Source organism: Geomonas oryzae (assembly GCF_004117875.1).
Lineage (GTDB): Bacteria > Desulfobacterota > Desulfuromonadia > Geobacterales > Geobacteraceae > Geomonas > Geomonas oryzae.
This window is the reverse complement of record NZ_RAHW01000002.1, coordinates 576,893-601,982: the sequence shown is the minus strand read 5'-3', so window position 1 is coordinate 601,982 and position 25,090 is coordinate 576,893. Positions and strand designations below refer to the sequence as shown.

The 25,090-nt window shown below is 62.4% G+C and carries 19 protein-coding genes; 8 read left to right on the top strand and 11 right to left on the bottom strand.

The genetic code is table 11. The features are described from left to right. Positions 1 to 17: 17 nt before the first annotated feature. Entirely contained in the window at positions 18 to 710 is a 693-nt protein-coding gene (locus tag D6Z24_RS07305) for a DUF1573 domain-containing protein (RefSeq protein WP_129125902.1), read from the bottom strand. Between the two features lie 158 nt (positions 711 to 868). Here D6Z24_RS07305 and D6Z24_RS07300 point away from each other — a divergent pair, with 158 nt between their 5' ends. After that, positions 869 to 2,818 (top strand): DUF3426 domain-containing protein, encoded by a 1,950-nt coding sequence (locus D6Z24_RS07300; RefSeq protein ID WP_129125901.1) that lies wholly within the window; start codon positions 869 to 871, stop codon positions 2,816 to 2,818. A 76-nt stretch (positions 2,819 to 2,894) separates the two neighbouring features. On the opposite strand, the gene D6Z24_RS07295 is transcribed toward D6Z24_RS07300, so the two are convergent. After that, positions 2,895 to 4,157: an N-acetylmuramoyl-L-alanine amidase gene (locus D6Z24_RS07295; protein WP_129125900.1), complete on the bottom strand. Its 1,263-nt coding sequence runs from the start codon at positions 4,155 to 4,157 to the stop codon at positions 2,895 to 2,897. A gap of 1 nt (position 4,158) precedes the next feature. Further along, positions 4,159 to 6,768: a DNA mismatch repair protein MutS gene (gene mutS, locus D6Z24_RS07290; protein WP_129125899.1), complete on the bottom strand. Its 2,610-nt coding sequence runs from the start codon at positions 6,766 to 6,768 to the stop codon at positions 4,159 to 4,161. 334 nt (positions 6,769 to 7,102) lie between these two features. Between mutS and D6Z24_RS07285 the strand changes: the two genes are divergently transcribed. Beyond that, positions 7,103 to 8,389: a nucleotide sugar dehydrogenase gene (locus D6Z24_RS07285; RefSeq protein ID WP_129125898.1), complete on the top strand. Its 1,287-nt coding sequence runs from the start codon at positions 7,103 to 7,105 to the stop codon at positions 8,387 to 8,389. A 13-nt stretch (positions 8,390 to 8,402) separates the two neighbouring features. Next, on the top strand, positions 8,403 to 9,764 hold the full coding sequence (locus D6Z24_RS07280) for a putative sensor domain DACNV-containing protein (protein WP_129125897.1): 1,362 nt from the start codon (positions 8,403 to 8,405) through the stop codon (positions 9,762 to 9,764). 6 nt (positions 9,765 to 9,770) lie between these two features. Here the strand turns inward: D6Z24_RS07280 and dinB are convergent, their stop codons facing one another. From dinB to lexA, 3 genes are read right to left on the bottom strand one after another with little or no spacing between them, the layout of a single operon-like run. Next, positions 9,771 to 11,000 (bottom strand): DNA polymerase IV, encoded by a 1,230-nt coding sequence (gene dinB / locus D6Z24_RS07275; RefSeq protein ID WP_129125896.1) that lies wholly within the window; start codon positions 10,998 to 11,000, stop codon positions 9,771 to 9,773. Positions 11,001 to 11,003: 3 nt separating this feature from the next. After that, the gene (locus D6Z24_RS07270; RefSeq protein WP_129125895.1) at positions 11,004 to 11,249 is read right to left on the bottom strand and encodes a hypothetical protein; all 246 of its coding nucleotides are present in this window, start codon (positions 11,247 to 11,249) and stop codon (positions 11,004 to 11,006) included. Positions 11,250 to 11,253: 4 nt separating this feature from the next. Beyond that, positions 11,254 to 11,859, bottom strand: coding sequence for a transcriptional repressor LexA (gene lexA / locus D6Z24_RS07265; protein ID WP_129125894.1), 606 nt, complete (start codon positions 11,857 to 11,859; stop codon positions 11,254 to 11,256). A gap of 314 nt (positions 11,860 to 12,173) precedes the next feature. On the opposite strand from lexA, the gene D6Z24_RS07260 reads away from it, so the two are divergent. Further along, on the top strand, positions 12,174 to 13,394 hold the full coding sequence (locus tag D6Z24_RS07260) for a porin (RefSeq protein WP_246014610.1): 1,221 nt from the start codon (positions 12,174 to 12,176) through the stop codon (positions 13,392 to 13,394). Positions 13,395 to 13,438: 44 nt separating this feature from the next. On the opposite strand, the gene D6Z24_RS07255 is transcribed toward D6Z24_RS07260, so the two are convergent. Continuing rightward, a complete protein-coding gene (locus D6Z24_RS07255; RefSeq protein WP_129125892.1) occupies positions 13,439 to 14,296 on the bottom strand; it encodes a ChaN family lipoprotein in 858 nt (285 codons plus the stop codon). Between the two features lie 128 nt (positions 14,297 to 14,424). Here D6Z24_RS07255 and D6Z24_RS07250 point away from each other — a divergent pair, with 128 nt between their 5' ends. Beyond that, the gene (locus tag D6Z24_RS07250; protein ID WP_246014597.1) at positions 14,425 to 16,470 is read left to right on the top strand and encodes a M1 family metallopeptidase; all 2,046 of its coding nucleotides are present in this window, start codon (positions 14,425 to 14,427) and stop codon (positions 16,468 to 16,470) included. A gap of 299 nt (positions 16,471 to 16,769) precedes the next feature. After that, positions 16,770 to 17,588 (top strand): flagellin N-terminal helical domain-containing protein, encoded by an 819-nt coding sequence (locus tag D6Z24_RS07245; protein ID WP_129125891.1) that lies wholly within the window; start codon positions 16,770 to 16,772, stop codon positions 17,586 to 17,588. Between the two features lie 481 nt (positions 17,589 to 18,069). On the opposite strand, the gene D6Z24_RS21805 is transcribed toward D6Z24_RS07245, so the two are convergent. After that, positions 18,070 to 18,600, bottom strand: coding sequence for a PEP-CTERM sorting domain-containing protein (locus tag D6Z24_RS21805; protein ID WP_246014596.1), 531 nt, complete (start codon positions 18,598 to 18,600; stop codon positions 18,070 to 18,072). Between the two features lie 294 nt (positions 18,601 to 18,894). Next, the gene (locus D6Z24_RS07235; RefSeq protein WP_246014595.1) at positions 18,895 to 19,614 is read right to left on the bottom strand and encodes a CAAX prenyl protease-related protein; all 720 of its coding nucleotides are present in this window, start codon (positions 19,612 to 19,614) and stop codon (positions 18,895 to 18,897) included. A gap of 150 nt (positions 19,615 to 19,764) precedes the next feature. Here D6Z24_RS07235 and D6Z24_RS07230 point away from each other — a divergent pair, with 150 nt between their 5' ends. Continuing rightward, positions 19,765 to 19,971: a GSU3473 family protein gene (locus D6Z24_RS07230; RefSeq protein ID WP_129125890.1), complete on the top strand. Its 207-nt coding sequence runs from the start codon at positions 19,765 to 19,767 to the stop codon at positions 19,969 to 19,971. A 200-nt stretch (positions 19,972 to 20,171) separates the two neighbouring features. Here the strand turns inward: D6Z24_RS07230 and D6Z24_RS21800 are convergent, their stop codons facing one another. Further along, positions 20,172 to 20,996, bottom strand: a complete 825-nt coding sequence (locus tag D6Z24_RS21800) for a PEP-CTERM sorting domain-containing protein (RefSeq protein ID WP_246014594.1) — start codon at positions 20,994 to 20,996, stop codon at positions 20,172 to 20,174. 363 nt (positions 20,997 to 21,359) lie between these two features. Further along, entirely contained in the window at positions 21,360 to 21,992 is a 633-nt protein-coding gene (locus tag D6Z24_RS07220) for a PEP-CTERM sorting domain-containing protein (RefSeq protein ID WP_246014593.1), read from the bottom strand. A 408-nt stretch (positions 21,993 to 22,400) separates the two neighbouring features. On the opposite strand from D6Z24_RS07220, the gene prsT reads away from it, so the two are divergent. After that, positions 22,401 to 25,046, top strand: coding sequence for an XrtA/PEP-CTERM system TPR-repeat protein PrsT (gene prsT, locus D6Z24_RS07215; RefSeq protein WP_129125889.1), 2,646 nt, complete (start codon positions 22,401 to 22,403; stop codon positions 25,044 to 25,046). The last annotated feature ends 44 nt before the right edge of the window (positions 25,047 to 25,090 follow it).

Sequence of the window (25,090 nt, the reverse complement as noted above, 5' to 3'; positions counted from 1 at the left end):
AAGGTGAAAGTTTAAAATCATTTGGTCATCGTTCCGTACACCGGGACGGTGATCTCTTTTTTCTGCGTGCTGTTGGTCACTATGTGCAGGTAACCGCTCAGCACCTTAGCTTCCGGTTTCGCCTGTGCCGAAACTTCTATCGTCCCGGTCTCTCCGGGATCCAGTTCTCCCTTCCTGATCACCGGCTTGATCTGCAGCGATGACGACGTGACGTTCACGGCGAGAAGCTTTACCGCGCTTGTCCCGTTGTTGGTGACCTTGAGAACCCCTTTTGTTGCGAAGCTGCTGCTCACCGGCCCGAGACTCAGCTGGCGCGGGACCACCTGCAGTTCTTCGGTCACCGTCCCTTCCATGATGAAGGTGTAGTTCGGACTCTTCCCGGCGTTGGTGGTGAGGGCCACCGTCTTGACCACTTTCCCGGAAAACGAGGCGGAATCGAAGGTTACCTCGATGGTGGCACTCTTGCCGGGGGGGACGACGGTGGTGGACGGTTTCACCGCGGTGCAGCCGCAGGATGCCTCCAATTTCTTTATCTGCAACGGCGCGTCACCGCCGTTTTTGATTTTGAAGGTACGCTGTACTTTTCTTCCCTGGGCTACGCTGCCGAAATTGAACTTTCCCTGGTCGACGATAAGTTCCGGTACGGCCCAGGCCGTGGTGATGGTGAGGAGATTAATAAGAAGGGCGTAAAAGATACGGCGCAATTCCATGTGGTACCTCTTCATCATATGAGGGATTTAGCACATCGGAGATATATACCACAAAGGTGCAGCAGCGACCAGAATGATTGACACTATAATTTGCTTCTGTTATAGGAAACCGTTGGAAAAATTAATGTGACACAACGCGAACAAGTTCGGAGGGGTCGATGATACTCCAATGCGACCAATGCAATACAAAGTTCAGGCTGGACGACTCTAAGCTAAAGCCTGGGGGCGTGAAGGTACGTTGTTCCAAGTGCCGCCACGTCTTCGTTGCCGGAGCGGAGCAGAAGCCGGAAGAATCGGACTTCGATGCCCTGCTCTCCGGGTTGGGCGCTCCAGCGCCGTCACAGGCCGAGGCTGACGCTGAGGTCTCCGCTGCCGCGCCGCAAGCCGGGGGCGAGCCCGCAGCAGAGGCTCCCAAACCCGCCGAAGATGAAGGCGGCCTGGATTTCGGCTCCATAAACATCGAGACCGGGGTTCCTGCCGGCAAGGAAGAGCCCGCTGCCGACGCCGCCGGACCATCCCTTGACGAGTTCGAGTTCAGCGCCGAACCGGTGGCTGCCGCCGCGAAGGTCCCTGCTGCAGCGGACCTGGATTTCGGGGAGTTCTCCTTCGACGAGACGCCTGCCGCCCCGAGGGTGGAGGCGGCTGCCGCTGCCGCAGCCAACGTGCTCGACTTCGGTGAACTCTCTTTCGAAGAGACGCCTGCGGCGGTGAAAGAGGAGCCTGCTCCTGAGGCGGCTCCCGCATCGGTCGACTTCGGCGAGTTCTCCTTCGACGAGGCGCCCGCTGCGGCGAAAGAGGAGGCAGCCCCGGCGGAGACGTCCACCTCGGCCGACTTCGGCGAATTCTCTTTTGACGAGACCCCTGCGGCACCTGCCGAAAAGGCCCCGGAGGCTGCCGGAGCATCGATCGATTTCGGCGAGTTCTCGTTCGATGAGACGCCCGCTCCGGCGAAGGAAGAGCCCGCTCCCGCCCCCGCTGCCGCGGCCGACGATTTCGATTTCGGTGAGTTCTCTTTCGACGAGACCCCTTCCGCTGCCAAGGAGGAAACTCCTGCGGTTGCCGCGGCGTCTGATGCCGAGGAGTTTTCCTTCGAGGAAGCTCCGGCACCTGCAGCGAGCGCCGCCCCTGCCGGAGAGTCGTTCGACTTCGGCGATTTCTCCTTCGAAGAGCAGGCGGCGGCCGAGGCTCAAGAGCCCGCCGGACCTTCGTCCGCAGGCTTTGAGTCCTTCACGGCTGAAGAGGAGGCCCCCGTGCCGCAGCAGCCGGCGGTTTCCGAACCGGCACCTCCCACTGCCGCGGCCGGAGAGTTTTCCTTGGGCGGGTTCTCTTTCGGAGCGAAATCCGAAGAGGCTTCTGCCGTGGAGGGGACTCCTGCCGAGCCCGTGGCGCCCGCAGGTGCCGCGGCCGCCGAAGACGAGCCCTCCAAGCCGGCCGCCAAATCCTCGTCCCTTGATTTCAGCTTCGGGGATAAATCGTTTGCCGCTTCGGTTCCCGATGAGGCTTTTGACGACGAACTTCCGCCTCTCTCCATATCTTCCAGGCGCAAGGGGCGCTCGGTGCTCACCATCGCCGTCGTGACCATCTGCATGGTCGTCGTGCTCGCCCTTACCGGCGCAGGGCTTTACGTGTTGCAAAGCGGGCCGGACGCGCTTAAAAAGCTCGACAAGCTCGGCATCGGCTTCGTCGCCAAGTGGTTCGGCATGGAGGTCCCGGAAGAAGGGCGCATCACCATCAAGAACCCACTCGCCTCCTTCCACCAGAACAAGGAAGCGGGCGAGCTCTTCGTCGTGACCGGCGAGGCGGTGAACTCCTTCCGCAAGGCGCGTGCCTCGATCCAGGTGAAGGTGAGCCTCTTCGATAAATCGGGCAGGGTGCTGCTGCAAAAGACGGCCTACTGCGGCAACCGGCTCTCAGACGAGCAACTGGGTACGCTCCCCGTCGCGAAGATCGAATCGATCATGAACAACCAGTTCGGCGACTCCCTTTCGAACCTCGGGGTGAAACCGGACCAGTCCATCGGCTTCGTCGTCGCCATCGCCAACGTCCCCAAGGAAGCGGCGGATTTCGGCGTCGAGGTGGTCGGCTCCACGGTGGCTGCCGGGCAGTAGAAGGGTTATGGGATGATAAATGGAAAAGGCCGGCTTGAAAGCCGGCCTTTTTGCGTTTGGAGCGTGTCTTGTTCTCTCAGGCGGGTGCCTTGTTCAGTGCGGTGATGTAACCCTTGATGCCGGCCAGGATGCCGTCGGCGGTCACCTCCTGGTAGTGCGGGTCCTTGAGCTTTTGTTCGTCCCGCTCGTTGCTCAAAAATGCGGTCTCCACCAGGATGCTCGGCATGGTAGCACCCACGAGCACGTAGAAGGGACCCTGCTTCACCCCGAGGTTCTTCACCGTCGGGTATGCCGTGAGCGCCTTTTTGTGCAGCGCCTTCTGCACCTCCTCCGCGAGATGCGCGGAGTCGTTCAGCTTGTAGTTAGCCATCAGGTCGAAAAGCACCGCCTGCAGCGTGCTCACTTTCTCGAGGCTCGTGCCGTTCTCCTTAGCCGCCAACTGCGCCACCTTCTCGGTCTTGGCGAGGTTCAGGTAGTAGGTCTCGATGCCGTTCGCGCCGTGGTTCAAGGAGGCGTTTGCGTGGATCGAGACGAAGAGGTCTGCCCCCACCTTGTTGGCGATCGCGGTTCTCTCCTGCAGTTCGATGAACACGTCGGTGGAGCGTGTCATCACGACATCGATCCCGAGTTCCTCGCGGACCTTGCGCGCCAGGTCCAGGCCGATCTGCAGCACGATGTCCTTCTCCCTCGTGCCGGAGGGGCTGACCGCGCCGGGGTCGTGCCCGCCGTGCCCCGGGTCGACCACGATCCTCCTGATCCTGCCCGGCTTGAACCTTTTGGGCTCCTTTGCCTTTTGCGGTTTCTCGGACGGGGCGAGTTTGTCGGCCTGCTTCGGCTCGGCCGGGGCGCTCTCGATCACCTCCCGTGACGCCGAAATCTCCTGCCTGCGGTCTCCCTTGATGTCGATGATGATGCGGTAGGGATCCGAGAAGGTGAAGACCTTGTATTCCTTGATGCTGTCCAGGTCGAGAACGACCCTGACCGTGGAGGGGGCGAACTGGGCGATGCGGACGCTTTTCAAAAGGCCGTCGCCTACGGAGAGATCCTTCACGCCGGGGTTCAGGTGAGTCCCCGGCAGGTCCAGGTAGAGCCGCCCTGGAAGCTTGTGATGCTCGAATGCCACCTCTTTGTCGGCGGCTATGGAGACGCGGGTGTAGTCCGGAGTGGACCAGTGCCTGAGTTCGGTCACCGGGATAAGACCGCTAAGCGAAGCGGCACCCGCCTCGACGAGCCAAGGGGAGAGCAGCATGCCACCCTGGGCCGCCAGCGCCCGGCAGGCGAGCCAGCGGTAGTAGGGGGGAATAAGCCCCAGGTATTTAACGAACTCCCTGCGTTTCATCTCACATCATCCTTTTCAGCTCGTCCACGAGGTTGAGCGCCTCGAGCGGAGTTAAGAGAGCCACTTCCACCTCTTTCAGTCTTTCCCTGATGAGATCTTCGCCGGCATCGAAAAGCGAGAGTTGCGGGGACGGGGCGGGGGCCTTCTTCCCGCGCGCCAGGCGCGGCACTCCCCCCTCGCCGTACTCACCCTTCTCCAGGTTCAGGAGGATCTCCTTGGCACGATCGATCACCGCCTGCGGCAGACCGGCCAGGCGCGCGACCTGGATCCCGTAGGAGTGCGAGGCGCCGCCGGGAACGATCTTTCTCAGGAAGATGATGCGTTCGTTCCACTCGCGGACCGCGATGTTGAAGTTCTTGATGCCGGGGCGCGTGACGGCGAGTTCGGTCAACTCATGGTAATGGGTGGCAAAGAGCGTCTTCGCCGCGTGCGCCTTGTTGTCGTGCAGAAATTCGGCGACGGCCCACGCGATGGAGACGCCGTCGAAGGTGGAGGTGCCCCGGCCGATCTCGTCCAGGATGACGAGGCTCTTAGCGGTGGCTCCCCGCAATATGGCGGCGCTTTCCATCATCTCCACCATGAAGGTCGAGTGCCCGCGGGCCAGGTTGTCCGAGGCGCCGACGCGGGTGAAGATCCGGTCCACGAGCGGGATGCGCGCCCGCTCGGCGGGAACGAAGCTTCCCATCTGCGCCATCAGGGTGATGAGGGCCACCTGGCGCATGAAGGTCGATTTACCCGCCATGTTCGGGCCGGTGATGATGATCAGCTGGTTCTCGCCGTTGTCGAGGAGCGTGTCGTTCGGAACGAAGCGCTCGGCGGCGTAGAGATCCTCGATGACGGGGTGTCTCCCCTCGGTGATGGACAGCTCGGTCCCCTCGTGCACCTCCGGGCGGCAGTACCCCTTGTCGTGGGCGAGTTCGGCGATCGAGGCTATGACGTCCAGGCAGGCGAGGCGGTCGGCGCTTCTGGCGATCCGTTCACCCTGGGCTGCCGCGGCCTCGCGCACCTCCTGGAACAGGGCGAACTCGAGATCCTTGATCCTGTCCTCGGCGCCCAAGACCTTCTCCTCGTATTCCTTCAGCTCCGGGGTGATGTAGCGCTCGGCGTTGGCGAGGGTCTGTCTCCTGATGTAGTCCTCGGGGATCGACGAGACGTTTGCCTTGGTCACCTCGATGTAGTAGCCGAACACCTTGTTGTAGCGGATCTTCAGCGAGGTGATCCCGGTGCGCGCCTTCTCCTGGGCTTCCAGCCGGGCGATGAACCCTTTCCCCTCGCGGCTTATGGCGCGCAGCTCGTCGAGTTCGCCGTTGTAGCCGTCGGCGATGATGCCCCCATCGCGCAGCACGAAAGGAGGATCCTCGACGATGGCGCGGGTGATCAGGTCGCAGATCTCGGTGAGGGGGTCGATGCCGGCGTCAAGCTCCTTCAGATACGGCGCGGCGCATTCGGCAAGTTTCTCCTTGATGCCGGGAAGCCTCGAGAGCGAAGCGTTGAGGGCGGCGAGATCCTTGGCCGAGGCGGAGGCGAGGCTTATGCGCCCGTTCAGCCGTTCCAGGTCGTAGACCCCGGAAAGGAGATTCTTCAGCTCCGCACGCACCCCGGGCGCCTCGATCAGTTCCTGCACCGCATCCTGGCGCAGGCTGATCTTCGCGAGGTCCATGAGGGGGTAGTTGATCCACTGCTTGAGTTTTCTCCCCCCCATCGCGGTCACGGTCCGGTCCATGAGCCCCAGAAGGGACCCCTTGCGTTTCCCCTCGGAGATGGTTGCGGTCAGCTCCAGGTTGCGCCTCGTGGACTCGTCCAGAAGGAGGTGCTGGCTCTCGCTGTACGGGGTTATCCCGGTCACGTGCGGCGCGTTTCCCTTCTGGGTGTCGACCAGGTAGTGCAGGATCGCTCCGGCGGCGAGCAGGGCGGTGGGGAGCCCCTCGCACCCGAGCGTCTCGGCGGTGGCGCCCTTGAACTGGTTGCCGATCAGGCGCTTGCAGTAGTCGGCGTCGTAGACCCATTCCTCGAAGTAGGTGAGGCTGCGGTCGTTTTTCAGATGCGCCACATCCTTCGCCTTCGGCTCATCGCGGAAGGTGACGGGGAGGATGATCTCGCGCGGCGCGATGCACGCCACTTCGGCGAGCGCCGCCTGCAGCCCGGCCAGTTCGGTGACCCGGAACTCACCGGTGGAGAGGTCCAGGTAGGAAAGGCCGTAGCACTCGCCGTCGCAGCAAAGGGCCAAGAGGTAGTTGTTTTCCTTGGGGGAGAGCGAGGCGTCCTCGACGACGAGGCCGGGGGTGATGACCCGCACCACCTCGCGTTTGACGATTCCCTTGGCGAGTTTCGGGTCTTCGGCCTGCTCGCAGATGGCCACCTTTTCGCCCGCCTCGACGAGCTTCGCGATGTACGGGGCGCAGGAGTGGTAGGGGACGCCGCAAAGCGGGACTTCGGAACCGTCGGCGTTTTTGTTGCGCGAGGTGAGGGTGATGCCGAGGATGCGGGAGGCTTTCACCGCGTCGTCGAGAAACATCTCGTAGAAGTCGCCGCATCTGAAAAAGAGGATCGCGTCGGGATGTTCAGCCTTGATCTCGAGGAACTGCCGCATCATGGGTGTTATTTCAGACATTTGGGAACCTTTTCGGGGAAGAGAAACGCGGGCATCTTAGCAAAATCGCGGCACCATGTAAAGCTTCGCAGGCTCGCCTTTGAAGCCGGTGTCGCTTGCGTCCGTTTCCGGGTAACCAGCCTCAGTCGCGCGGTCCGATGTCCGAGAGCCTCGCGTGGTAAGGGGACCGGGGCAGAATTTTTTACCTCCCGTCTCTGGAGTTTTGACTCACATGACTTAGAATCGCCTAATGTTTGCGGTCCGCCCGTCATAGGTGGCACGCACGGCGTGAAAAAGGCCGCAGGAGCTGCAGTCGCGAAGTCGGTAAGCCGGTCGGCGGCAAGGGAGGTGCTTTATGGGACATGGACGCAAGGTTTCCGTGGTGGGGTTGGGCTATGTCGGGCTGCCGGTGGCGGTAGCCTTCGGGAAAGTGCGGCGCACCATAGGCTTTGACATCAACGCGAAGAGGATCGAGGAACTGAGCTGCGGAAAGGACCGCACCGGTGAGGTCGAGGGGGCGGATCTCGCCGAAACGGACATCGTCTTCACCGACCGGATCGACGATCTCAAAGAGGCCGACTTCCACGTCGTCGCGGTGCCGACCCCGGTCGACCCGGCGAACCAGCCGGATCTCTCGCTTCTTTGCAGCGCCTCGGAAACGGTGGGGCGGGCGCTCAAGAAGGGGGACGTGGTCGTCTACGAGTCGACGGTGTACCCCGGCGTCACCGAGGAGGTCTGCCTTCCGATCCTCGAGCGGGTGTCGGGGCTTAGGAGCCCGGATGACTTCACCGTGGGGTACAGCCCGGAACGGATCAACCCGGGGGACCGCGAGCACACCTTCACGAACATACTGAAAGTCGTCTCCGGGCAGGACGCCGCCACCCTCGAAATCGTGGCGCAGGTTTACTCTGAGGTGGTAACGCCGGGCGTGCACCGGGCACCTTCCATCAAGGTGGCCGAGGCGGCGAAGGTGATCGAAAACACGCAGCGCGACCTGAACATCGCCCTCATGAACGAACTGGCCCTCATCTTCGACCGTATGGGGATCGACACGGGGGAGGTCCTTGCCGCGGCAGGTAGCAAGTGGAACTTCCTGAACTTCAAGCCCGGGCTCGTGGGGGGGCACTGCATCGGGGTCGACCCTTACTACCTGACCCACAAGGCGGAGAAGATCGGCTACATCCCGCAGGTGATCCTGGCCGGACGGCGCATCAACGACGGCATGGGGAAGTTCGTGGCGCAGCGCGCGGTGAAGGAGATCATCAAGGCGGGGCACCACGTGCTCGGCTCCTACGTCACCGTGCTCGGGCTCACCTTCAAGGAGAACTGCCCGGACCTCAGGAACTCCAAGGTGGTCGACATCCTGGGCGAGCTTAGGGACTACGGCCTCAACGTGCAGGTCTGCGACCCGATGGCCGACCCGCAGGAGGCGAAGAGCGCCTACTGCGTCACCTTGAGAGAGCCTGAGCGGCTGCAGCCTGCGGTCGCGGTCATCGTGGCGGTGGCGCACGACGCCTACCAAAACTGGTCGCCGGCGAAATTCGCGAGCCTCATGGTGGAAAACCCGGTGCTCATCGACGTGAAGGGGATCTACGACGCCCGGCAGATGGCATCGGCCGGTATTCGGGTCTGGTGCCTGTAGCCTGGGTGGCGCTATGAAACGGAACCCAGCCCACAGTCCTACCGCCGGACACAGCTATCCCAAGGATCTCGTCGCCTTCGTCTTCGAGAGGTGGCAGGACCGGGCCTTCGTGGCGCGCATCTGCCCCGAAGCCAAGCCTGGGGGCTTCACGCTTCCCGCGCGGGGCATTTTCGAACAGGTGATCTCGACCTGTTACCAGGCAAGCCTTCTGCGTGAGGAGGAGCGCCCGGTGATGTTCCGCCTGATCATCCGGGACTCCTACCTCTTCGCCGCCCACGAGGGTCCCCCCACCGGGATGCATCGGCTCATCTTCTCGAGGACCCGTCCCTTCAACGAATACGAGTTGCACCGCCTGGCCCCGGCCGCAGACTTCTACCGGACCCTCATCGGCATCTGCATCGACCCGGCGCACGGGGCCCAGATCTGGGGGCTGCTCCATTCCGGGACCCGCTGGATGCACGCGGTGTACGGCGGAAGGAAAACCTCTCCGCCCTTGCCGCAGAGCCTGGTGGTCTACGTCACCGGGCCGGGGCAGATCTCGGTATGCGCCGGTGACGAAATCATCGCCTCCCTAAACGGCGGGCAGATAAACTGTCCGACCATCGACGTCTTCAATTCCCGCTGGTTCGGAAAGAGCCTTGCCGCCTTGAACGAGGAGACCTTCGCGCTGCACAGAAGCGCGTGCAGGCGCGCCGAACGCCCCTGGGCCGAGCTCGACCCGGACTTCGGCAGCAACATTGGCCAGCAGGCTCTCAGGCGCATCATAAGCGTGATCAGGAACTCGAACCACGGGGGGCTGCTCGTCTACCTCCCCCCCGAGATGGCCGAGGAGATCATGCAGGAGAACCAGTACCTCACGGTCAAGTACCAGTTCCTCGAGTTCGATTCCAGGCAGCGCTTCCTCTCTCTCACCCTGCGCATCATGAACACCCTGGCCGAAAGCTACGGCAGCGCTGAACATCCCGAACGGAAGGTGGGGTGGCACGAGTACGTGACGAGCAAGAACGAATCGATCGCCCTTCTCGACGAGGCGATCTTCGACGTGGCGCACTTCATTGCGGCACTCTCGGCGGTGGACGGTGCGGTCGTCATCACCAAACGTCAGGAGTTACTCGGTTTCGGCGGGGTGATTTCGGGGGACCTGGACAGCGTCGGCATGGTGTCGCATGCCCTGGACACCGAGGGGGAAAAGTGCGAGCCGGTACTCAGCGAGGGGGTGGGGACGAGGCACCGGGCCGCATACCGGATCTGCCAGAAGCTGCACCAGGCCATCGCCGTCGTGATCTCTCAGGACGAGACCGTGCAGATCGTGCGCTGGCACAACGGTTCCGTCACCTACTGGGACCAGGTACCTACCGGGGTGCCCGGGTTCTAGACTCCCTCAATCCGCATCCACGTTGCGCACCCCTTCCGGCTTCCACGCCGGCGAGATCACTTTCGCGCCGCACTCCTTGCCCAAAAGGGTCCCGAAGGTCACCGAAAAATCCCCGTACCGGTTGTTGACGCGGTCCATGGCGCTCGCCACGAGCGCCTTTTTGCGCTCGGAATCGAAAAGCGGCAGCTGTTCGGTGTGGTAGGTGAGGTTGGTGATTCTGACGCCCAGAAGCCGCACCGGCTGGGTAAGGTCGAGCTGGTCGAGGATCTGCACCGCGTCGCGGTAGATCTCGTCGCTGTTGCTGGTAGGCTCGGCGCGGCTTGCCTGCCTGGAAAAGGTGGTGAAGTCCGCGTAGCGTACGGTGAGGGTCACCGTCCTCCCCGCCACCCCGTGCTTTCTGGCCCTTCTCCCCACCATCTCCGAGAGCTGCAAAAGGTACAGGAGGATTTCGGAGCGCTCGGTGATGTCGACGTCGAGGGTCGTGCTGTGCCCGACGCTTTTCACCTCCTCGGCATCCTCCTCGGCGACGACCGGTGCGTCGTCGACGCCAAGCCCCATGTAGTGCAGCTTCTCCCCGGTCACCCCGAAGGTTTTCCTGAGCACCTCCAGCGGAAAGCGCCCGAGCTCGCCGCAGGTCTTGATGCCGAACTTGGCGAGTTGCTGGTGCGTCTTCGCCCCTATGCCGCAGAGGTCGCGGATCGGGACCCGATCCATGACCCGTGCTATCTGGTCAGGTGCGATGATGGTGAGCCCGTCCGGCTTCTGCATGTCGGAGGCGAGCTTCGCGAGGAGCTTGTTGGGGGCGATGCCGACCGAGCAGGTGAGGCCGAAACGCTCCCTGATCTGCTCCTTTATGAGGCGCGCGATGTTTTCCGGCGAGCCGAAGAGGCTCAAGCTCCCGGTGACGTCCAAAAACGCCTCGTCGATGGAGAACACCTCGACGAGCGGGGTGTACTCGCGCATGATGCCGATGATCTGCTTGGAGGTGTAGGAGTACTTCCGGTTGTTGCCGACCACGAAGATCAGCTCCCTGCACTTTTGCCGCGCCTCCCAGGTGTTCATCCCGGTCTTCACCCCGTAGGCGCGCGCCTCGTAGGAGCAGGTGGTGATGATGGTGCGCTTGGCCGCACCGATCACCGCCACCGGCTTGCCGCGCAGGGCGGGGTTGGACTGCTGCTCCACCGAGGCGAAGAACGCGTTCATGTCGATGTGCAGGATGATCCGGTGCTCTGCCACGTCTTACTGCTCCTCGACCCCCACGAGGGTCCAGTTCTGGTCCGAGGTGTCGTACACGATTTCATAGAGGTTGCTGTCGTCGCAGACCGCGAAGTGCAGCCTCGTCGCGCCTCCGAGGGTGTCTTTCCAGAAGTAGGGCCAGCGCGTCACCGCGCGCCGCTGCCGCCGCCACTCGAACCAGACCGGCTTTACCCGCGTCCCCGGGGAGAAGACCGCGGCCACCCTGATGCTCTCACAAAAGCGCTGCATGAAATTACTCCATCTGCCGGTAGATGCCAACCACTTTCCCTACGATGGAGACTTCGCCATCCCCCTCACGCACGATGATCGGGTCGTAGTTCGGGTTTTCCGGCTGGAGCCTGATCCGGTCCGCTTCCCGGTAAAAGCGCTTCAGCGTTGCCTCACCGCCCACCATGGCGACCACGATGTCCTTGTTGTGGGCGTTTGGCTGCGGGCGCACGAGCGCCAGGTCCCCCTCCACGATGTGGGCGTGGATCATGGAATCCCCCTTGACGCGCAGGAAGAAGGCCCCCCCCTTGTCCATCTGTGAGCGGTCGATGGTGAAGTGACCTTCGACGTCCTCTATGGCCGGGTGCAGGGTGCCTGCCCGGACCTGCCCGACGATGGGAAGGGGCACCCCTTGTCCCTGTTGACTCAGGGTGATGCCGCGCGTGCTGCCCTCCTGCCGGCGCAGGTACCCCTTGCGCTCCAGGGCGTCCAGGTGCTTTAAGACCCCGAGCGTGCCGCTCACCCCGAGCTTCGCACCGATTTCACGCAGGGTGGGGGGGTAGCCGTACTCCTCTATGTGCCGTGACACGATCTCCAGCACTTCCTTTTGCCGCGAGGTCAATTCTTCCATTTGGCCCACCTCCTACTCTTGGTTATCTGATGAGAACTTTACCGTATGGTAACCATGCCCTGTCAAGACTGAAAAGCTCGTCCCGTTGATGGTTAGAAAAATCCAATTATAGTGTAGCGGTTGTTCGTACGGGGGAGGTCAACCACGAGTATGAGGAGGCTGCCATGACGAGCGTGGACGGAAAGACTAAAGGGGCATGGAGACGGGTGATAAGTCTGAGTAGTGGTGGTGAAAACGGGGGCGGGGAAGAAGCGGGACGGGGCGCGGCGTGCTCGTTGCGGTCGGGAAGCCGGCTAGGGGCTTTATTGCGCGGCGTGCTCCCTTTCTGCGTCCTCTTATCGCTCTCCTCCCCGTGCCGCGCCGCCGGGGACGGGGAGTACCACACCCCGCTGGCGGGTGAGCCGGGACGGGTCACCTTCATGGGGCACGAGATCGAGATCCCGGCGGTCGACCGCGCCAGGATGAACTCCATCACCCTCGGCGCATCGCTTCTCGACCCGCCGCAGGGACAGACGTCTGCGCTGCCGATCGCCGCCTTCTTTCACCGGCGCGTCACCGACCGCTCGCATGCGCGCGCCATGATCGCGCTCTTCGTGAACGAGATCGAGTACGATCGCGACGCAGGCGGCCTGGACGTGGTGGCGCAGTTCGAGAACGAGACCCTCCCGGTGGCTGAGCGTGAGATCAACCACGGCGAAGAGGTGCGGGGGACCTCGCTTTACTTCGGCACCCTCGTCGGTGCCGCTGGGATAGGCTACCGGACCCCCGTGTCCCCCTTCCAGGTGGACAACGACTTCAGGGTGCAGCTCCTCGCCCGCGCCGGATACTTTTACGCGCACCGTGAGGGGGACACCTCCCCCGGGCTCTGGGTTCCGCCGGACACGGCGCTGCTAGGCGCCAGGCTGCGCTGCCGCTTCGACGGTTTGCGCAGAAACCTCCTGGAGCTCCCGCACAAGGGGCTTGCTGCCGGATTCGATGCGGACTTCACGCACCGCGACCGCTGGCGCGGCGAGGAGGGAGGAAGCGGTAACCGCAACTACGCGCAGTTTCGCGGGCACCTGGTCGGGGCTTACGGCGTGCCGGGGATAGCTTCGGAACGGGACCGGTTCCTTTTCGCCCTTTACGGCGGGATCACCGGTGCGGGGAGGGGCGACCGCTTCAACGCCTTCCGTATCAACGGCTCGCCCTTTCCCAGCGAGCAGTACGACCTCGCCTGGCCGCACTACGGAGGGGTCGTGTTCGACCAGGTGCCGGCCCGCGGGTACGCGACCGCCACTGCCGGCTACCGCCGTGAGCTCACCTTTTTCCTCTACCTGAGCGCCCTGGGGTCGTACATCTGGGCGGATCGCTCCCGGGCCGAGGCGGTGGACCGGGTGACCTTCAGGGACCGCCAGGGTGGCGCGGCAACGGTCGCGCTCGACAGCGCGTTTTTGTGGAACTCCTCGCTCTACCTCGCGTGGAGTTACGAATCCGGGGTGATGCGCGAGGGGCGCTCCGGCAGCGGCTTCACGCTCATGTGGAACAAGCTGCTGTGAAGTGCGCTTGCAATCGGCGGGAAATGGACTTAATGTGGCACGCGTTACGGTGCGGTGAAGCTGACCAGGTAGTCGATCACCTCGGGGGAGGCCTCGCCTCCCTTGAATTCGTTGATCTCCGGCATGATGACGAGGCTCGATAGGGGGGAGCCGTTGCGGGAAAGCTGCTCCGGGACGGCGTTTTTCACGGCGTGCCAGATCCCGGTGAACGCAACCACCTTCGTCTTGGGCGCCTTTTTCAGGTAAGCGCGGATGTTGGTCGCCATGCCGCTGTTGCGCAGGGTCTGGGCCTCGCAGAAGTACTCGAAGACGCGCCCGTTGGTGACGTGTTTGAACACCTCGCCGAAAGATTTTTTGAGAAACTCGGTGTGCGGGTTGTTCAGGTCGCACATCGTCCCCTGCGGGAGGCTCTTTTTCTCCTCGTCGGTGAGTGCGGCATAGCCGCGGCGCGAAACCTTGACCACCAGCTCCTTAGGCAGGTTGAGCGCGATCATCGGGATCCCGTTTTCCTTCGCAAAGATGAAGATGTCCCGGTAAAGCCCCCAGTCGTAGGACCAGTTTCGGGCGAAGACCTCTCTGAACCGCTCTTCGCTCATCTTCCCGGCGATGAAGTCGTCCAGATCCTTCTGGCTGTCCGCCTGCATCGCCTCGATGGCGATGGCGATGGGGATACCCTCTTTCTTCATCGCGCGGAGCACCTCGAGCTGCAGGGCGTGATGCGCCTTGTTGTCGTGCACTTCGCCGACGAGGACCAGGTCCGCTTTTGCGGCCTGGGCGACGACCTGCCGCATGGCGACCGGCTTCCCGTCGCTTAGGCGCGTGATGTTCTCTCCGGCCGGTGCGGCAGCCGGAAGCACCAGTGAAACGATGATGAAGAGCAGACAAGCGGCTAACTTGGACATGATGCGGCTCCCGTGGGGCGTTGCCCCGTGAAATGGCACGCTGCAGGTTACACCAACGCATGCGAGATCACAAACATAATTGCTCCTCCGGCAGCGGAGGGGCCGGCGCCTGGCGCCCGGAGGTAAGCGTGAGGGGAATCGGGTTACTTTCCTTTCTTTTGGTCATGCTGTTCCAGCCGCTGTTCGCCCTTTGCGCGCAGGACGCGGCGCCCCAGGTCGCGAGCCAGGAGATCAGGGTCGTCCTCGACCCGGCAAGGCACGAACTGAGTGGTGCGACCGTGCTGACCTTTACCGGCGCGGCGAAAAAGGCCCGGCTCGGCCTCGCCCCGGCGGCGCGCATCGAGTCGGTACGGGACGCCGCGGGAGAGAAGGTCCCCTGGCGCTTCGACTCGGGCTCTCTCACCCTCGATCTTGCCGGGCGCGCGAAAGCGGTTACCGTTTCGTGGCGGGTGAGCCTCCACGATGAAGTCTCACGCAACCCGGCGGCCGAGGACCCAAGCTACGGGGTGAACGCGTCCATAGGCGAAGAGGGGACCTTCCTCGGGGGGGGCGCTCTCTGGTACCCGGTGCCCGAGCAGGTGCCGCAAAGCCGGACGGTTAGGATCGAGGCCCCCGCCGGGATCGAGGCGGTCACCTTCGGCGTGCGTCTCTCCCGGGAGACCCTAGGCGGGGTGACCCGCTCCGTCTGGCGCGAGGCGCGGCCGGTCGGCATCCTTTCCCTCTGCGCCGGACCCTACGTCATCGAGGAACGGGAGGTCGCAGGGATCAAGCTCTACAGCTATCTCTCGCGCGACAACGCAGCACTCGCCCCGCGCTACCTGGACGCCGTCGCCAGGTACCTCCCCATGTACCAGGAACTCTTCGGCCCATACCCCTTCGAGAAGTACGCCGTGGTGGAAAACTTCTTCCCGACCGGTTACGGCTTCCCCTCCTTCACGCTCCTCGGGGGCTCCGTGATCAGGCTCCCCTTCATCGTCGATACGAGCCTTCCCCACGAGATCGCCCACAGCTGGTGGGGCAACGGCGTCGACGTCGACGCGGCGGAAGGGAACTGGTGCGAGGGGCTCGTGACCTATCTCGCGGACTACCTGCTCAAGGAGCGCCGCTCCGCGGCGGAGGGGAGCGACTACCGCAGGCAGCTCCTCATCGACTACGCCTCGCTGGTCACGCCGCAAAACGACTTCCCGCTCACCTCTTTTGCCGGCCGCAGCGATCCCGCCTCGCGCGCCATCGGTTACGGCAAGGCGGCCATGGTGTTCCACATGATCCGGCGCCGTATCGGGGACGAAGCCTTCTTCGCAGGACTTAGGCAGGTGGCCCGGGAGCGGATGTACCGGGATGCCTCCTGGAGCGACCTCCTGCGCGCCTTCTCGGAGCGCTCCGGGGCCGATCTCTCCTTTTTCAGGAGCTGGCTCACCCGTCCCGGCGGCCCGCGTCTCGCGCTGGCGGATGTGACGCTGCGCCGCGACGGCAAGGGGTGGCGGGTGAGCGGCGTGGTGCGGCAGTCGGCGCCGTTTTTCGCCGTGGAGCTTCCGCTTGGCCTCGAGTCGGCGGGGGGGGCGACGACCGAGGTCGTTCGGATCGATGCGCGTGAGGCGACCCCGTTCACGCTGAGCAGTGCGACCGCTCCGGGGCGCCTGCTTCTCGATCCCGGCGCGGAGCTGTTCCGAATCCTCGCAAAGGACGAGATCCCCGCCACGGTGAACAGCGTGAAAGGCTCCACGCGGCTTATGGGCGTGGTCGCGCGCGACTGCCGGGCGCGGCCGGAAACCTTCCGCACCTTCCTGGCCTCCCTTTCCCAGGGGGCGGCCCCCATCCTCGACGAGGACGCCCTGAAGCCGACCGAGGCGGCGGGTCACGATCTGGTCATCTGCGGCATGCCCGCGGATCGGTCCCTCATCCCGGCCGGCGCGGATCTTTCGACCACGGTAGGGGAGGGGGAGGGAGACTCCCTGCTCTTCCAGGTGCTGATGCGTGCCGCGCCGGAAAACGGGACGGTCGCCCTGTTTCTCCCGGGATCGGAGCGCGCCGCGCTCCAATACGCGCCGAAGGTAACCCACTACGGGAAGTACGGCTCCCTGTACTTCGCGGGCGGCATCAACCGCCGCAAGGGGACCGCGGCTACAGCGGGGGGCGGGGCGGTGGTTCGTTTCCCGCCCCAAAACAATTATTAGTTTCAGCTCTTTATGGTGCCGTCACCTGCGGGCGGCGCCTCGCTTTCGTTCTCTCCCTCGCCGCGCCTTGCAAGCCGCCCTGGGCACCAGGGTTGCTCCTCGCCACCATCCCGCCTCTATTTTTATTTGTATTCACGAATTAAAAAATATTTAAGTTATAATTCCCCGCGGTCGATAAAGAGAGATGTCGTGCGCGGAAGCGGCACGGAACCGGCCACTCCGCGATCCTCCCGTCGCGACGACGATCGGTTGGAAAACCACCGGCAGAACGCCGGGTCGCCCAGAAAAGGAGCTACGCCATGACAGTGAGTGATATCTCTTTGACCGCCGGGATGAGGACCAACCTTCTGTACCTGCAGAACACGAGTCAGCTTCTGAACCGTACCCAGCAGAGACTCTCCTCGGGGAAAAGGGTGAACAGCGCGCTCGACAACCCGACCAACTACTTCGCCGCCCAGAACGCGAACCAGAGGGCGAGCGACCTCTCCGACCGCAAGGACGGGATGTCCGAAGCGGTGCAGACGGTGAGTGCGACCAACGCGGGCATCACCGCCATCACCGGCCTCATCAACGCCGCCAAGGGTGTCGCCCAGTCCGCCCTCTCCACGAGTGACACAACGGTCCAGGCGAAGCTTGCCACCCAGTACAACACCATCCGCAGCCAGATCGACAACATCTCCTCCGACTCCGGGTACCGCGGCTTGAACCTCCTGAGCTCGATCAACACGCTCACGGTGAACTTCAACGAGGATGCGAGCTCGACCCTCGACGTGGTCGGCTTCCTGGCCAGTTCCGACGGTTTAAGCCTCACAGCGGCGAGCGGCAACTGGCAGACCGTCTCGGACATCACCACCGATACGGCCAACATGGATAACGCCATCTCGACGCTGAGGGTCAATACGCAGGCGTTGGCCGCGAACCTGAACATCATCACCACGCGCCAGAGTTTCACCGACGAGATGATCAACACGCTGCAGACCGGCGCCGACAACCTGACCCTTGCCGACATGAACGAGGAGGGGGCGAACATGCTGATGTTGCAGACGCGCCAGTCGCTCGGTACCACCTCGCTCAGCCTCTCCTCGCAGGCCGCGCAGTCCATCCTCAGGCTGTTCTAGCCATGAAGGCGGGGCGGCGCACGCCGTCCCGCCCATCCCATCCTTCAAGGAGCCGACATGAAAAAAACGGGCTGCAGGCAATCCTGTAGGGAACAGCGCCGTTCGCAGCGGGGCGGCGAGTCAGCTTCGTCTTCCGAGCCGGCAGCATTGACAGAAGTGGCCCCTTCCGTGGCGGGCCGAGCTGCGTGCGGCGACCTCCGGCGCGAGGGTGCCAACATGCTGCGTCTTGCCGAGGCCCAGCAAGAAGTTCAAACCCCACTCAGCCTGTCATCAAGACAGGCGCGCGCCGTGCTTGGGCAGTTCTAGCTGTACCGACTTCTACCGACTCGGGGGAGTATCGAAGAAAGGCCTGTAGGTGCTGAGCGCTGTGGTTTGAAGGGGATTAAACCGTGGGGGAGGGCAGATAAGCGAAGAGGGCGTCCGGCGGGGCACCCTCTTCTTGTTTTAGCGGTTTGTGTTAGCGGCATTGCAGTCTTTTCTTTCAGGTATTTCTGCGCCGCTTGCCGTAGATGGCGAGCCCCAGCAGTCCGGTACCAAGCAGCAGGAAGGTTCCCGGTTCGGGGACCGGTGCCCCGCCGTATTCGCTGACGTGGCTGATTTTCTGAACACCGACGACGCTTGTGATGTTGACGTCTGCAAGGCTGATCACAGCCCACGACAGCTCGTCGAGGTTCTTGAAGAGGTAATGGGTAAAGGTTCCGGTGTTGCCGGTCTTCACGAGGAAGTAGTCGGCGTCCGATAACAGCGGCAGCGCCCAAAGATCGCCGTAATTGACCTTTTGCCATTCCGTGCCGGTGAGGCCGTCCTGCTTCAGGATGAAATCCGTGTCAGGGAAGAAGGTCTGGACCCATGCCAGCTCCGTTGCCTCACCGCTGTTTTTTAGTTTTGCCGCCTGGAGCAGGGTGTCCTGGGCACCCACGTTCGTAGAATCGCTTACGAGCATGTAGCTCCAACCGGTGCTGGCGATGCTGAAAAGTCCGAAGACGATAGCCGCAAGTAATTGTTTCTTCATAACAGGCCTCCTGGTACAACATGATGGGTGCAAAGACTTTGGCTTTAATTAAAGCACTTGACGTGCCAAGATGGGAAGCTGCCGGTAATTCGGCACGTTGCACCTAGCGCCTGGTGCTGGGTGTAAAAGATCCCGACATTAGTGGCAGTGTCGCGAGGGGGGAAGTTGTAAAGTATGCCGACGCTTCGCGGCAGGCACGAACCGCACCATGGTGAACATGAATGTGGTCCGCTTAGATCCGTTCAGGCGTGACCCGTTTGGAGAAGCTGCAGCCTGCGTCAGTGTGGGGGACGGTTACCAGAAATACCAGTTCCCGGTGCTAAGGACGTAAATGGCGAGGGCAAAATTGGCGACGGCATGGGCGAGGATGCATTGAGCGAGGCTGCGGGTGCGGTAAAGAACGAAGCTGAAGATGGCGCCGGCCAGCATCCCGGCGAGGAAAAAGTGGTGTTCCATCCCGAACAGGACGGTCGTGATCAGGAAGGACGCCCAGGTGAAGGTTCCCATCGGTACGGACTGGAAGTCGGCGCGGACCAGGTAGCGCAGTAGGAATGAGCGCCAGAAAAGCTCCTCCATCACCGGAACGACGAGCACGGCCCCCGCAACCCGCGCTGCGGTCAGTAAAAGCCTCACCGTCGCCTCGGGAATGAGCATGGGGTTGAAGCCGGGTGAGGACCCAACCATGGGAAGGGTGACTCCCACGTTGATCCAGAGCACGAAGGTCAGCACTCCCGCGCCGATGGCTGCAGCGGCAGCCGGGAGGTGCAAAAGCTCCCGCCAGTGCAGTTCGCCGTAGTCCGAGCGCAGAAGATAAAGCAGAAAGGCCACGCTGAAGGCCTTAACCGGATACAAAAGGTAGAAGTACTGGTCGGGCAGGGTGGCAAGCCACTGTTGCTGCACCGCCAGGCGCAGCCCCTCCTCGACTGCTATGAAAGCCATGAAAAGGGCGAACGGCAGGACGCGGCTTAGAACGGCGCGCTCCACACGCAAAGCTTTGGCGGCGATATCCATCATAGTGGCTGGTATTTACCACAGCTCTTGAGTGCTGTCCATCGGACGGGCCAACTTCTGCAAACAAAGGTCTGAATATTGCAAATCTGTTATAGGCAGAAGTCCTGCATTTATACCTGCAGTCACGGAAGATGTGACTCGAGGGGGGCGGTCATGCTGGTTCAAGTGCATTGGACAAACAAGAGGTACGACTACGTGAAGGATTACATGCTCGACAGTCTCATTGAAGCCGGAGTGGTTGCCAGATTTCTACGCTCTTCCGGGTGGGTGACGATCGGTATCGATCCGGTCCGTGCACCCAAGAGCCAGAAGCCCTATCCAGGGCCGGAGAGAAGACACCCCGGAAGCGCAGCCGCCTGAAAGTGCGCTGTCGGTTTGTTTAACACGGTCGCTCTGACCGTGTCGGGATAGTTGACAGGACCCATGTGGGGGAAGTTCTAGACTTCCCCCTTTTTGCGTCCTGTCCGTCGTAAAGATCCGCCCTCTTTCTCTTACCGCGGGCGCAAAAAAAGGCTGGACCGTTTCCGGTCCAGCCTTTTCCCTCCTCATTCATGTTGCCGTCAGGCGTTGTTTCTGCGGCGTTTGCCGTAGATGGCCAGCCCAAGGAACCCGGCGCCAAGAAGGATCATGGTGCCCGGTTCGGGAACCGGCTGGTTCTCGGCCTTGCCGATCCACCATTCTTCGAAGCCGTCGTTGGCGCCGAAGTTCGCGCCGAAGCCGGAGAAGAGGTAAACCGCCGGGTTTTGTACGCCGGCCAGGGTGAAGAGCGCATCGGGGATCAACACCCTTACGTCGCCGGAACCGCTGCCGGTGTTGAGCGAGTAGTTCATCTTCACGTAGTTGTCGATGTTTTGGCCCGGGTTGTCGAGGTTCCAGATCATGGTGCCGAGGCTAGGGAACACCAGGTTGTTGCCCTGGCCGGTGATGTCCGCAGCGGTGAAGGCGCCGTCACGCAGATAGATCTGCAGCACGTCAAGGGAGAGCATCCTCCCGTCTTCGGTCTTGATCTGGTTGATGTCCAAGAGGAACTCACGGTAGAGCGTACCGCCGAGGTCTACCTGCGGAACCTCGCTCAGGTACAGGTCACGGGTGTAACCGAAGGTCCCGGTCGGGTCTTTCTGATCGTACTGAAACGGTTTCACGCTGGTGTTGTACCCCTGCTCGTAGTTGTCCTTGCCGGTGCCAAGTCTGAGGAACGGATCGATGTAGCCGGTGCCGGTGGGCCTCGGGTCGATCTGGTAAAACCAAGCGCCTTCAGCGGTGCCTGACGACCCTTTTGTGGTCAGATCAACCATGGCGGCGTATGCCGTCGTTACCCCGGAAAGCAGAACAAGCGCGGCCCCGAGCATGGTCAGATGTGTCAATTTCGTTCTCAATGCTTTCATGACTTACCTCCTTTGTTGATCCCTTATCGTCCCAACATCGTTTAAGTCTGCATCCACATTGCTCTGGTTATCGATAAGCAATACGGGGGCCAACCTTGCAACTCACCGGGATTACACGATTGAGGCGGATGCAGTGCCCGTGCGTTGCGGCGGTGTGTAAAAAATGGCGACACCAAAGGCGTCTTGTCGGGCGCGGCCAGGCGCACGGGACATCAGCGACGTTGCCCGGTATCATTGGGAAATTCGTAAAGGGCCAGGCGGGGAGGGGGGGAGAGCCGGTGACCGTTTCCTTCCTGTCGGCATCCTTTACATTGGTGCCGGACCGGCGGTCATCTCTCGTTCCCCCGACCGTTGTCCGCTGTTTCAAGAGTTTTCACGGCGTTTGAATAAGATCGCGAGCCCGAGGGCCCCGGCCCCCAGCAAAAGGAGAGTCCCCGGTTCAGGTGTCGGGGCTGCCACCACGTGGTAGGCGTCCGGGTTGCTCGGGTCTCCGTCCAGGGTGCTGCGTACGGCGAACCCGAGGTAATCGATGCTTGAGATGCCGGTGCCGAGCGAGGAAAGGTCGAAGGTGAACCCTTCGAAGCTTACTGGAGACTGCTGGTTCGGGACGGTGCGGTAGTCGCTGCAATAGGCGACGTCGTCGGCCTGCACGAAAAGAGCAAGGTCCCAGGGGCTGTTGTTGGTGTTCGCCAACTGCAGTTGGAAGCTGTCAACGCCGCTCAGGTCGCTTTTGCCGATCGCCCCGGCGTTGACCCCTACATAGCTGTAGACGTAGTCGGGGGTGCTGTTGAGGGGCCTTGACATGTTCTGCGTGAAGAGCACGCCGTCCGTGGTGAGGGCGCGGCGGAGATCCCCCCAGTTCGACGCGTCGGTGTTGCTGGTTACCACGTGCGCGAGCAGCAACTCCGAGGTGCTCAGGGTTATGCTGCCTGCCATTGCGCTGCCTGCTGCCAATAGCAGCGCGGTTCCGGCCGCGAGGGCCACCAATCTTCGCATTGCAACCTCCTTTTCGAAAATCAATTAAAATTATTTAACAACAATCGAGCAGAAGCAAAACGGGTGCCACATGCATGAAAACGGGGGGATAGGGGACAAAAAGAGGGTCCCGACTTGCAGTAGCCATGCAATGTGTAAGAATGTCCGACAGAAGGGGCGCGTGCTCCAAGCCACGGGCGGCAATGAGGCCTCCTCCGGCGCCTCGCACGTTGTACCGCGTGGTCATGAAAACGGTGAAGAGGCAGTGGTTGGCAACGTAAGGATCGGGGAAAAGGGTGCCAAGGGTACCCGGAAATACTGCGATCCTCGTCTTAGTTCCAGAATAAAGCTTGTAAAAAGAAAACCGTTCTGTTAGAAGAAAAAAATTAAAAAATTTACATCAGAATGTACCCGAGGCGGAGGTCGTCCATGAAGATAGCTTGGCTGTTACTGTTGGTTGCTCTGAGTGTTTCGGGCTGCGGCAGCAAGACAAAGGAAAATCTCTATGAGGAGGGAGTCAAGCAGCTGAAGGCCTCCAACCCGGCCGGTGCCGTGGTCTATTTCAAAAACGCACTGGAAAAGGACGCAAACTATTACGACGCGCGCCTGCAACTCGCCAAGGCTTATGCGGCGCTTGGCAAGAACGAACAGGCGGAAAAGGAGTACCTCAAGGTACTCACCCAGAGCCCCGAGCACGACGAAGTCCTTATCGAACTGGCACGCCTGTACATCACCATGAGTAAGGGGGACGAGGCTTATGCCATGGGACAGAAGTACCTGGCCCGGCACCCCGGGAGCGCAGAAGGGCTCGAGGCGGTGGGTGGTGCATTTGCCGCACAGGGAAAATACCGGGAGGCGGTCGATCATCTGGAGCGTGCCCTCGCCGCGGACCCGCACCGCAGCACGAGCCGCGTCCAGCTCGCCTCCGTGCAGGTGGTGATGGGGCAGACGGACCGGGCGAGAGAGCAGCTGAACCGGGTGATCACGGACGAGCCGAAGAACTTCAAGGCCCTTTTCATGCTCGCCTCGGTGGAAAAGGACACCGGTCACGCCGATAAGGCAGCCGCTCTTTATCAAAGGGTCTTGGAACTCGACCCGGGGCGCCTGGACGCCCAGTACAAACTCGGCATGATCGACGTGGAGCAAAAACAGCTGGACCGCGCCGAGAAAACGGCAGACCAGATGATCAAGCAAAGCCCCAAGCGGGGCGAGGGGTACCGCTTGAAAGGGGTGGTCAGCTACCACCGCAGGAATTACGTCGACGCCATCACGGCGCTGCAACAGTCGATCAAGCTGGCGCCCAGTCTGGACGGCTACCAGTTTCTCGGGCTCAGCTACTACGGCAATGGCGATCTCGAGAGCGCGCTCAGCCAGTTCAGGATCATCCTGGACCGCATCCCGACCTCGCGCCAGGCGCGCCTCCTGACCGCCCAGGTCCTTTTGTCGCAAAAGCGCGTCGACGACGCGGTGGCCGAGATCAAGAAAGTGATCGCCGCGAACGCTTCGGACGCCGTAGCCCACAATATCCTCGGCACCGCTTACATCCAGCAGGGACTCTTCGAAGAGGGGATGCACGAGCTGGACCTCGCCACGAAGCTTGACCCGAAGCTTGTCCAGGCCCATCTGAAAAAAGGGGCCTACTATTTCAGCGAAGGCAAGACCTCGCGGGGGGAGGAGGAACTCGCCTCCGCGGTCAGTGCCTCTCCCGATTCCCTGAGCAGCCGGCTTTTACTCGCCACGTTCTACCACCGTCAGGGGAACACGGACAAGGCCCTTTCACTGCTGCGCGCGGGGCTCAAGGGCGGCAAGCAGGACGCACCTCTTTACAACGCCATGGCAGGGCTGCAGCTTGCCCGCCGTGACAGAAACGGCGCCGCCAAAAGCCTCGCCGATGCGAAGCGCGTCGACCCGCTCTTCGCCGCGGCCTACCTAAACCTTGCCGGCTACTACGCCGCCCAGGCCGATTACGTAAAGGCGATCGCAGAGCTCTCCGCCTTGCACCAGAGGGTTCCCGGAAACCTGCGCGCCCTTTTCGGGCTTGCCACGCTGAGCGAGCTGGCGGGCAGGGACAACGACGCGCTCGCTTACTACCAGAAGGCGAAGCAGACCGGCGCTCCAGAGGCGTACCTCGCCCTCGCCGCATATCACCAGAAGAAGGGGGCACCCGGCAAGGCGCTCGAGGTGCTCGATGACGCGATTCGACTCGACCCCCGCGCCGCAGCTCCCCTGGACGCCAAGGCGCGCCTTTTCCTGGAGCAGCGCGATTACAAAAAGGCGCTTAAGGCGGCCGAAGAGATGGAAGCCCTCGATCCCGACCGCGGCATCTCCCTGAAGATAAAGGCGTACCTTGCCATGAAGGAGGGGGGGAAGGCGGTGGAGCAGGCCCAGAGGCTCATTGCTAGGTACCCCACCTCGACACGAGGCTACCTGGTGCTGGCGAACGTCTACCAGATGACCGGCGACACCCCCAGGGCCTTGGCTCAGGTCCAGCGCGCCGTCAAGGCGGACCCGAAGAGTGCCGAGCCGCGCCTCATGCTTGGGGATGTAAACCTCGCCAGGAAGGATTTTCCCGCGGCGCAGGCCGCTTTCCAGGAGGCGCTCAAGCTGCAGCCCGATTCTGCTGCCGCGAAGTTCGCCCTTGCCAACCTCGTGGAGACGCAGGGGAAAAAAGAGGATGCCGTCGCGCGCTACCGCGCCATAGTGCAGCAGCACGGCAGCTTCGCCCCTGCCCTCAACAACCTGGCGTACCTCTGCGCCGATGGGTACGGCAGCAAGGAGGAGGCGCTTCGCTACGCCTTCGCCGCTTACCGGCTGGAGCCGGGCAACGCAGTGATCATCGACACGGTAGGCTACGCCCTTATCCGCAGCGGGCGCAACGCCGACGCCGTCAAGGTGCTCGAGCGTGCGGCGACGCTTGCTCCGGCCAACCCTACGGTGCGCTATCATCTCGCGCTGGCCTACCGGCAGACCGGAGACCTCGCGCGGTCTCAGAAAGCGCTCCAGGAATCGCTCGCCATGGGCGAGTACCCGGACCGGAAGGCGGCACAGGCGCTTTTGGCGCAGTTGAGAAAATAGATGCGCGCCGCGCGACTGCCGCGGCGGGAAGGAAATACGGAAGT